This window comes from Streptomyces triticirhizae (assembly GCF_003696235.1).
Lineage (GTDB): Bacteria > Actinomycetota > Actinomycetes > Streptomycetales > Streptomycetaceae > Streptomyces > Streptomyces triticirhizae.
Map to the genome: position 1 here is coordinate 1 of NZ_RFFJ01000203.1, position 10,403 is coordinate 10,403.

Annotated in this window: 4 protein-coding genes; 2 read left to right on the top strand and 2 right to left on the bottom strand. The window is 73.2% G+C overall.

Annotated elements, in window-relative coordinates:
* Window positions 1–63: 63 nt before the first annotated feature.
* Together EBN88_RS25175 and EBN88_RS25180 are read right to left on the bottom strand one after the other, a co-directional pair.
* Window positions 64–273, bottom strand: coding sequence for a DUF5988 family protein (locus EBN88_RS25175; protein WP_122399354.1), 210 nt, complete (start codon window positions 271–273; stop codon window positions 64–66).
* A gap of 56 nt (window positions 274–329) precedes the next feature.
* The gene (locus tag EBN88_RS25180) at window positions 330–1,097 is read right to left on the bottom strand and encodes a thioesterase II family protein (protein ID WP_122399355.1); all 768 of its coding nucleotides are present in this window, start codon (window positions 1,095–1,097) and stop codon (window positions 330–332) included.
* Window positions 1,098–1,398: 301 nt separating this feature from the next.
* Here EBN88_RS25180 and EBN88_RS25185 point away from each other — a divergent pair, with 301 nt between their 5' ends.
* Both EBN88_RS25185 and EBN88_RS32455 read left to right on the top strand, forming a co-directional pair.
* Entirely contained in the window at window positions 1,399–2,487 is a 1,089-nt protein-coding gene (locus tag EBN88_RS25185; RefSeq protein WP_122399357.1) for an NAD(P)-dependent alcohol dehydrogenase, read from the top strand.
* A gap of 92 nt (window positions 2,488–2,579) precedes the next feature.
* On the top strand, window positions 2,580–10,403 hold a 7,824-nt coding region (locus tag EBN88_RS32455; protein WP_147472835.1), incomplete at its 3' end, for a type I polyketide synthase.

Genomic DNA, 10,403 nt, shown 5'->3' on the forward strand with positions numbered 1-10,403 from the left:
CGCGGGGGCCTGCCGTACGCGCCGGCCGGCCGGGCCGTCACGGGGCTCCGGCCGGCCGGGCGGTCACTCGGCGATGGCGGTGCGGTCCGTCCAGTGGAACACGGCGAGCTTCTCGCCGTTGACGGTGGTGAAGTCGCCCTCGTGCCTGAAGTGTTCATAACCGGAGCCGAAGCGGTGCTTGATCTTCTCCGTGAGCGAGGTTGTGAACTGGACGCGCGCGTCGTCGGGAAAGGATGACGGGCCCCCCTCCAGGAAGACCTTGAACTGCCACATCGTGAGCACCTCCGAACGGTTGGGTCGAACTTCGGGATGACAGGCGGGGGCGGCGGTCAGCCGGCCGGCAGCAGCCGGGAGTTGATGGCCTCCAACACGGCGCCGACCCGCGCGTTGAGGTAGAAGTGGCCGCCCGGGAAGACCCTCAGGTCGAACGGGCCGCTGGTGTGGTCGGCCCAGGCGCGGGCCTCCTCGACCGTGGTGCGCGGGTCGTCGTCGCCGACCAGCGCGACGATGGGGCAGGCGACGGCCGGGCCGGAGCGCGGGCCGTAGGTCTCCACCGCGTGGTAGTCGGCGCGCAGCGCGGGCAGGATCATCTCCCGAAGCTCGTCGTCGTCCAGCAACGCGGCCTCCGTGCCGCCCAGTTCGCGCAGCTCGGCCATGATGCCCGCGTCGTCGCGCAGCCGCACGTTCTCCTCCCGCACCCGGGACGGCGCCCGGCGGCCGGAGAGGAACAGCAGCCGGGGGGCGAGGCCGGCGCGGGTCAGGGACACGGCCGCCTCGAACGCCACCATCGAGCCCATGCTGTGCCCGAAGAACGCCAGCGGCCCCGCCTCAGCCCACGGCCTGAGCGCGGCCACCGCGCCACGCGCCAACTCCTCGACGCTGCGCAGCGGCCGTTCCGCCCGGCGGTCCTGCCGACCCGGATACTGCACCGCGAGCACCTCGACGTCCGGCGCCAGCGCGGCCGAGACGCCGTGGAAGTAGCTGGCGGAACCGCCGGCGTGCGGAAAGCACACGAGCCGGACCGCCGGACGCGCCGACGGATGGTAACGCCGCACCCAGTCGCTGTCCGTCGTGCTCGCCGTCCTGAGATCGCTCATGGGGGGACGCCTGTGCCCTTCCGTTCGGCGCGTCGCTGGCTTTCCGAATCTTCCAGCGACCACCCGGAGGGACAACCCCTAACTGACCCGGAAACGAGGGGAACAACCCCTAATCGACCCGGAAAAGCGACCGCACATGGCGACGGTCGATGCATACCCGTAGGGATAGTGGATTCCTAGGGGGGAGGCGTCGCTCTCTTTTTGTGGTGACGGCCCTACAGGTTTCCTAGGGGTTGTCGTTCCGGGTAAGCGCGAAGGAGTCTCGAAGAACGCATTACCAGGCAGGGAGAAGTGGATGGTCATGACTCGGGCCGCGGTTCTTCGCGACACGGCGGGGGATTTTCGGATCGAAGAAGTAACCGTTGCCGACGAACTGCGCGCCGACGAGGTGCGGGTGCGGATCGTCGCGAGCGGCGTCTGCCACACCGATCTCCTCGTGCGCGACCAGGTGTTGCCACCCCCGCTGCCGGCGATCCTGGGCCACGAGGGCAGCGGCGTCGTCGAGGCCACGGGCGCCGGCGTCGACGGCTGCGCCGTCGGCGACCGGGTGGTGCTGGCTCCGCTCAGCTGCGGCCGCTGCCGCAACTGCCGCTCGGCGCACCCCATGCACTGCCTCCACTGGGGCCCGCTGAACCTGCGCGGCCGCCGCACCGACGGAACCACCGCCTACCGCGACCGCGACGGCCGGGAACTCAACGGCCACTTCTTCGGCCAGTCCTCCTTCGCCGGGCACGTCGTCACCCCTCAGCGGTCCGTGATCAGGGTCAGGGACGACCTCGACCTGACGCTCGCCGGGCCGCTGGGCTGCGGACTCCAGGCCGGCGCCGGCGCCGTGTTCAACGTGCTCGCGCCCCAACCCGGCGCCTCCATCGCCGTGTTCGGCGCGGGCGCGGTCGGCCTCGCCGGCATCATGGCCGCCAGGATCGCGGGCTGCGACCCGATCTACGCCGTCGACCTGCACCCCGGCCGGCTCGAACTCGCCACCGAACTCGGCGCCACCCACGTGCTGGAGGCCGGCGACGTCGCCGGGGAACTCGTCCGCCGCACCGGCGGCGGAGTGGACTTCGCGCTGGACGCCGTCGGCCTGCCGGCCACCACACGCGGCGCCGTCGACGCGCTCGCCATGGGCGGGGTCGCGGCCATCGCCGGCTCGGCCGGCAGCGGCCAGGACGCGCCGCTCGGACTCACCCAGCTGATGGGCCGCACCGTGCACGGCGTCATCGAGGGCGACAGCGTGCCCGCGCTGCTCATACCACAGCTCATGGACCTGCACGCCGCCGGGCGATTTCCCTTCGAAAAACTCGTCAGAACCTACGCGTTCGACGACATCGCCGCCGCCGTCAAGGACTCAGAAAGCGGAGAGACGGTCAAGCCGATTCTCCTGCACTGAAACCGGGACCGCGCCGCGACAGGGCCCGGAAATTCCTCCACCCGACTCCCGCCCATTACTGAACTCCGCCCATTTCCCAACGGGGAGCGACGATGCGCGAAGCAGGTCACGCCACAGCCGACGGACACCGCACGGCCGACGTGCCCGAGGACGCCGTCGCGGTCATCGGCATCTCCTGCCGGCTGCCGCAGGCCGACGGCCCCGAGCAGCTCTGGCAACTCCTCAGCGACGGCCGGCACGCCGTCACCCGGGTGCCGGCCGACCGCTGGCGGGCCGAGGACCGGGCGGACCTCGAAGGACCCGACGGCGCCGCTGGACTCGAACACGGCGCGTTCCTCGACGATGTCGCCGGCTTCGACGCCGACTTCTTCGGCATCTCGCCCCGCGAGGCCGCTCTCATCGACCCCCAGCAGCGCCTCGTGCTGGAACTCGGCTGGCACGCGCTGGAGGACGCCCGACTCCGCCCCTCCACCCTGAGCGGCGTCGACGTCGGCGTCTTCATCGGCGTCAACGCCGACGACTACGCCAAGCTGCTCCACCGGGACGCCGCCCTCGACGCCGGCAGCCACCACGCGATGCCCGGCACCCAACGCGCCCTCGTCGCCAACCGGCTGTCCTACTTCCTCAAGCTGCGCGGCCCCAGCCTCACCCTGGACTCCGCCCAGTCCTCCTCGCTGGTCGCCGTCCACCTCGCCTGCGAGAGCCTGCGGCGCGGCGAGTCCGGCATCGCCCTCGCCGGCGGCGTCAACCTCCACCTGCTCGCCGAGTCCACCCTCCTCGCCGCCCGCTGGGGAGGACTCTCCCCCGACGGCCGCTGCCACACCTTCGACGCCCGCGCCAACGGCTACGTCCCCGGCGAGGGCGGCGCCGTCGTCGTCCTCAAGAACCTCCGGCAGGCCCTCGCCGACGGCGACCGCGTCCACTGCGTCATCCGAGGCAGCGCCACCAACAACGACGGCGGCGGACGCACCCTCACCACCCCCGACCCCCGCGCCCAGAGCGCCGTTCTGCGCGAGGCGTACCGGCGCGCGGGCGTGCCGCTCGACGCCGTGCAGTACGTCGAGCTGCACGGCACCGGCACCCGGGCCGGCGACCCCGTCGAGGCGGCCGCCCTCGGCGAGGTGCTCGGCGCCGCCCGCCCCGCCGGCGACGCGCTGCCCGTCGGCTCGGTGAAGACCAACATCGGCCACCTCAGCGCCGCCGCCGGCATCGCCGGCCTCGTCAAGACCGTCCTCAGCCTCAAGCACCGCCGGCTGCCCGCCAGCCTCAACTTCGAGACGCCCCACCCCGACATCCCCCTCGACCGGCTCAACCTCCGCGTGCAGCGCGGACTCACCGAGTGGCCCCACCCCGAGCGGAAGCTCGTCGCCGGGGTCAGCTCCTTCGGCATGGGAGGCACCAACGCCCACGTGGTGCTGGAGGAGGCCCCCCGCACCGCCGACAAGCCGACCAACGCGGACGCCGACCCCGCCCGCGACACCGACGACGCCCACCAGGCCGTCACCCACTGGCCGCTCTCCGCCGCCTCGGCGCCCGCCCTCAGCGCCCAGGCGCGTCGGCTCCTCGAACTCGCCGCCCGCGACGACGCCCCGCCCCCGGCCGACATCGCGCGTTCGCTGCTGGTCACCCGCGAGACGTTCCCCCACCGCGCGGTCGCCGTCGGCGCCGACCTGCCGGCGCTGACCCGCGCGCTGACCGCCCTCGCCGAGGGCTCCACCGCCCCCGGCGCGGTGCGCGGCGAGGCCACCGGCGGGGGGCTCGGCCTGCTCTTCACGGGACAGGGCGCGCAGCGCGTCGGCATGGGCGCCCAACTCAGCGCCACCGAACCGGAGTTCCGGCGCGCCCTGGACGAGGTCTGCGAGGCGTTCGACCCGTTCCTCGACGGCAGGCTGCGCGAGGTGATGTCGGATGGCCCGCGCGAGCTGCTCAACACCACCGCCTGGGCTCAGCCCGCACTCTTCGCGATCGAGACCGCCCTCCACCGGCTGGTCCACGCGCGCGGCGTCCGCCCCGACACCCTCGCCGGGCACTCCATCGGAGAACTCACGGCGGCCCACGTCGCCGGGCTGTGGTCGCTGGAGGACGCCGCCTGGATCGTCGCCGCGCGCGGCCGGCTGATGCAGGCGCTCCCGGCCGGCGGGGCGATGGTCGCCGTCCAGGCCACCGAGGACGAGATCGACGCGGCGCTCGCGGAGGCCGACCCCGAGCGGATCGCCGTCGCCGCGATCAACGGCCCCGACTCCGTGGTGATCTCCGGCGACGAGGAGCCCGTCACCGCCGTCGCCGAGAGCTTCGCCCGGCAGGGCCGCAAGACGAAGCGGCTGGCCGTCAGCCACGCCTTCCACTCGCCGCACATGCGGCAGCCCATGCTCGACGACTTCCACACCGTGCTGGAGGCCGTCACCTTCCGGGAGACCACGATCCCCGTCGTCTCCAACCTCACCGGCCGGGTCGCCACCCCCGAGGAACTGCGCGACCCCGCCTACTGGGTTCGGCACGTCCGGCAGCCGGTCCGGTTCTTCGACACCCTGCGCACCCTCGCCCGCCGGAACGTGACCACCCTGCTGGAACTCGGCCCGGACGCCGTCCTGTCGGCCCTGGCCCCCGGGGCCGTGCCCGTGCTGCGCCGCGACCGCGACGAGAACCTCACCCTCGGCACCGCCCTCGCCCACCTGCACACCAGGGGCGTGCCGGTCGACCTCGGCAGCCCGAGCGGACGGCTCGTGGACGTGCCCACCTACGCGTTCCAGCGGCAGCCGCACTGGCTGGACCTCGCGGAACCGACCGGCGACCGCCGCCCCGCGCGGCCGGCCGACGCGTCCACGCCCACCCCGGCCACGCCGCCCGCCGTCGCCGAGCATCCCCTCGCCCAACTGCCGCCCGACGAACGGGCCATGGCCGTCCGCGACCTCGTGCGCGACCGCGTCGCCGGCACCCTCGGCAGCGCGGAGGCCCTCGCGATCGACTTGACCCGCACCTTCAAGGAACTCGGCTTCGACTCGATGATGTCCGTCGAGCTGTCCGAGGCCCTGCACGGCGCCACCGGACTGCGCTTCTCCGGCGGCGTCGTCTTCGACCACCCGACCCCCGAGCGGCTCATCGCGCACATTCTCGACGAACTGGCGGGCGGTCCGGACGCGGCGGCCGGCACCGCCACCGCAGGGGTCGCCGTGGACGAGCCCATCGCGGTCGTCGGCATGGCCTGCCGCTACCCCGGCGGCGTCGACTCGCCGGAGGACCTGTGGCGGTTGGTGGCCGAGGGCACCGACGCCATCTCGGAGTTCCCCACGGACCGGGGCTGGGACCTGGACGGGCTCTATGACCCGGACCCGGACAGGCCGGGCAGGAGTTATGCCCGGGAGGGCGGGTTCCTGCATGACGCGGCCGAGTTCGACGCGGCGTTCTTCGGGATCTCCCCGCGCGAGGCGCTCGCGATGGACCCGCAGCAGCGGCTCCTCCTGGAGACCTCCTGGCAGGCCGTCGAACACGCCGGCATCGAAGCGGACTCCCTGCGCGGCACCCGCACCGGCGTCTACGTCGGCGCGACCACCCACGAGTACGGCCCACGCGCCCAGTCCGCCCCCGACGGCTTCGCCGGCTATCTCCTCACCGGAACCACGCCGAGCGTGATGTCGGGCCGGATCGCCTACACCTTCGGTCTTGAGGGTCCTGCGGTGACGGTGGACACGGCGTGTTCCTCGTCGTTGGTGGCGCTGCATCTGGCGGTGCAGGCGCTGCGCGCCGGCGAGTGCTCGCTGGCCCTGGCCGGCGGCGCCACCGTCATGGCGACGCCCGCCATGTTCCTGGAGTTCAGTCGGCAGCGTGGTCTCTCTCCCGACGGTCGGTGCCGGGCGTTCTCGGCGGACGCCGACGGGACGGGGTGGGCCGAGGGTGTGGGCGTGTTGGTGGTGGAACGGCTTTCGGATGCCCGGCGGTTGGGGCATCGGGTGTTGGCGGTGGTGCGGGGGAGCGCGGTCAATCAGGACGGTGCGAGCAACGGGTTGACGGCGCCGAACGGGCCCTCGCAGCAGCGGGTGATTCGGGCGGCGTTGGAGAGTGCGGGGTTGTCGGCCGCTGATGTGGACGCGGTGGAGGCGCATGGGACGGGGACCCGGTTGGGCGATCCGATCGAGGCCCAGGCGCTGTTGGCGACCTATGGGCAGGGGCGGGAGGCGGAGCGGCCTTTGTGGTTGGGGTCGTTGAAGTCCAACATCGGGCACACCCAGGCCGCCGCCGGCGTCGCCGGACTGATCAAGATGGTGATGGCGCTGCGGGAGGGGGTTCTTCCTCGAACGTTGCATGTGGATGAGCCGTCGCCGCAGGTGGACTGGGGTTCGGGTGCGGTGGAGCTGTTGCGGGAGTCGCGGGAGTGGGTGTCGCGGGAGGGGTGGGTTCGGCGGGCGGGTGTGTCGTCGTTCGGCATCAGTGGGACGAACGCGCATGTGATCGTCGAGGAGGCGCCGGCGGAGGAGGCGTTGCCCGAGCCGGGGTCGTTGCCGGTGGTGCCGTGGGTGGTCTCCGGGCGTTCGCCAGAGGCGTTGGACGGGCAGTTGGGGCGGTTGGAGGAGGCCGCCGCCGGGCTGGACCCGGTGGATGTGGGCTGGTCGTTGGCCGCCACCCGCTCGGCGTTTGAGCACCGGGCGGTGCTGGTGGACGGCCGTGAGGTGGCGCGGGGTGTGACCGCTTCGGGTGGTACCGGCTTTGTCTTCTCGGGTCAGGGTTCGCAACGGGTGGGGATGGGGCGGGAGTTGTATGCCGCGTACCCGGTCTTCGCCGCTGCCCTGGATGAGGTGTGTGTCGCCTTCGATGGTGCGTTGCGTGAGGTGATGTTCGAAGGCCCGGCGGAGGTTTTGGATGACACCGCCTGGGCGCAGCCGGCGATCTTCGCGTGTGAGGTGGCGCTGTTCCGGCTGTTGGAGTCCTGGGGCCTGACCCCGGACGCGCTGGTTGGTCACTCGATCGGTGAGTTGGCTGCGGCGTATGTGGCGGGGGTGTGGTCGCTGGAGGACGCCGCGAAGGTGGTGGCGGCACGCGGCCGGTTGATGGGACAGCTCCCTGCCGGCGGGGCGATGGTCGCGCTGGGCGTGTCGGAATCAGCCGTGTCCGAACTGCTCTCCGAGCGGGTCTCGCTCGCGGCGGTCAACGGCCCCGAGGCCGTGGTTGTTTCGGGTGAGGAGGCGGCGGTGTTGGAGGTCGCCGCCCGGTTCGAGGCCGAGGGGCGGAAGGTGAAGCGGCTGAAGGTCAGCCATGCCTTCCATTCCTCTCTCATGGACCCGATGCTGGACGACTTCCGCCAGGTCCTCACCCAGGTGAGTTTCAACGAGCCGGCGGTGTCGATGGTCTCGGATGTGACCAACCCCGAGTACTGGGTGCGGCATGTGCGCGAGGCGGTGCGTTTCCACGATGGCGTCCAGGCCGCCACCGAGCTGGGCGTTTCGCGTTTCGTCGAGGTTGGCCCCGACGCGGCCCTGTCCTCCCTGGTTCCGGGCTGCGTCCCGATGTTGCGCCGCAACCGCGAGGAGCCCGCGACGGCGGTGAAGGCACTGGCCACCCTGTGGACGACGGGCGCGGGCGTCAACTGGCCGGCGCTCTACGAGGGTTCCGGCGCCCGGACCGTGGACCTGCCCACCTACGCCTTCCAGCGTGACCGCTACTGGCTGGACCAGCCCAGTAACGCCGGCGATGTGCACCCCCTTCTCGGTGCGGTGGTGCATCTGGCCGAGGGCGACGGGTTGGTGTTGACCGGCAGGTTGTCGCGGCGTTCGCATCCGTGGCTGGTCGATCACACCGTTCTGGACTCGGTGTTGTTGCCGGGGACGGCGTTTCTGGAACTGGCCGTGTGGGCGGGGGACCAGGTCGGGGCCTCCACCGTCGAGGAGTTGACGCTTCAGGCGCCGTTGGTTCTTCCCGAGGAGGGTGCCGTTCAGCTTCAGGTCGTCGTGGGCGGGCTGGACGAGTTCGGGCGGCGGGAGATAGGCGTTCACTCGCGTGTCGCCGAGGAACCCTGGGTCCGACACGCCTCCGGCACGCTGGGGACGTCGGGCGCTGAGGTCGCCGAGAGCCTCGCGCAGTGGCCGCCGGCCGGGGCCGAGGCCGTGGAGTTGGATCGGGCGGACGCCTATGCGCGGCTCGCGGTCGACGGGTTCGACTACGGTCCGGCGTTCCGGGGCCTGCGGGCCGTGTGGCGGGCCGGCGACGAGGTGTTCGCCGAGGTCGAGCTTCCGGCCGAAGGGGCGGGTCAGGCGAGGGAGTTCGCCGTTCACCCGGCGCTGCTGGACGCCGCGCTGCACGCCGTCGGGATCACGGGGCTGTTGAGCGCGGACATGACGGGGCGGCTGCCGTTCTCCTGGAGCGACGTGCGGGTGCACGCCTGGGGTGCCGCCGCGCTGCGGGTCCGGCTCGTCCGTGTCGGTGCCGACGCCACGGCCCTCACGGTCTTCGACGCGGCGGGTCAGGCCGTCGCGAGCGTGCCCGCCCTGACCTGGCGCCAGGTCGAGGCCGATCAACTCGGCGCCGCCCGGCGGCGGTTCGAGGAGAGCCTGTACCGGGTGGAGTGGGTCGAGCACCCGTTGCCCGCTGTCGACGCGTCGTCCCCGGCGCGCCTCGGGCCGTGGCCGGCCGGCGGCGAAGGCGACCGGTACGAGAACCTCGACGCCCTCCGTCGGGCCGTCGACGCGGGCGAGGTCGCCGTTCCCGAGCTGGTGCTCGCCGACTTCGCCACCCCGGTGGACGGCGCCGCCGACCTGCCCGGTTCGGCGCATGTGCGGGCGGGGCAGGCGTTGGAACTCGCGCGGGAGTGGCTCGCGGACGAGCGGTTCGCCGCCGCGCGGCTGGTCTTCGTCACCCGCGGCGCGGTCGCCGCCGGCGCCGAGGCGGGCGACGACGCCGGGCTGGTCTCGGCCCCCGTCTGGGGCCTGCTGCGCACCGCGCAGACCGAGAACCCGGGCCGTTTCGGGCTCGTGGACACGGACGGCAGCCCGTCCGGTGACGCGGCGGTCCTCGCGGCGGTCGCGACCGGCGAACCTCAACTCGCTTTCAGGGAGGGCGCGGCGCGCGTCCCGAGGCTGGCCCGCGTTCTCGCCCCGGCTCCCGAAGCAGAGGCCGACACCGCCGAAGCGGGAGCCGAGACCGATGCCGTGCGCCGGTTCGACCCCTCCGGCACGGTCCTGCTCACCGGGGCCTTCGGGCGGATCGGCAGCCTGCTCGCCCGGCATCTCGTCACGCGCCACGGGGTGCGTTCCCTGCTGCTCACCAGCCGGCGCGGCGCCGCCGCCGAGGGCGCGGCCGAACTCGCCGACGAGCTGACCGCGTTGGGCGCCCAGGTGCGGATCGAGGCGTGCGACGTGGCGGACCGGGCGCAGGCAGCGGCGCTGCTCGCGGCCGTGCCGGAGGAACGGCCGCTCACCGCCGTCGTGCACACCGCCGGGCTCCTCGACGACGGTGTGCTGGGCGCCCTGACCCCGGAGCGGCTCGACCGCGTGCTGAGCCCCAAGCTGGACGCGGCCTGGCACCTGCACGAGCTGACGCGCGACCTCGACCTGTCGGCCTTCGTGCTGTTCTCCTCCATCTCCGGCCTAGTGGGCGCCGCCGGGCAGGGCAACTACGCGGCGGCCAACACCTTCCTCGACGCCCTCGCCGCCCGGCGTCGCGCCGAGGGCCTGCCGGCGCAGGCCCTGGCCTGGGGGCTGTGGGATCAGAGCGGGGGCATGGCGGAGCGCCTGGACAGCGCCGACCTCGCGCGCATGGCGCGGGCCGGCGTGGCCAGCCTCGCCGAGGACGAGGGCCTGGCGCTCTTCGACACCGCGCTGGCCCACGGCGACGCCCTGCTCGTGCCGCTGCGGCTCGACGCCGGGTCCGTGCGCGCGCACGCCGCCTCGGACGGCGTTCCGGCGCTGCTGCGCGGCCTGGTGCGCGCG

Bases quoted from the DNA above. Each gene is read 5' to 3' on its own strand.
- EBN88_RS25175 (WP_122399354.1), bottom strand. From the start codon at position 273: ATGTGGCAGTTCAAGGTCTTCCTGGAGGGGGGCCCGTCATCCTTTCCC.
- EBN88_RS25180 (WP_122399355.1), bottom strand. From the start codon at position 1,097: ATGAGCGATCTCAGGACGGCGAGCACGACGGACAGCGACTGGGTGCGG.
- EBN88_RS25185 (WP_122399357.1), top strand. From the start codon at position 1,399: ATGACTCGGGCCGCGGTTCTTCGCGACACGGCGGGGGATTTTCGGATC.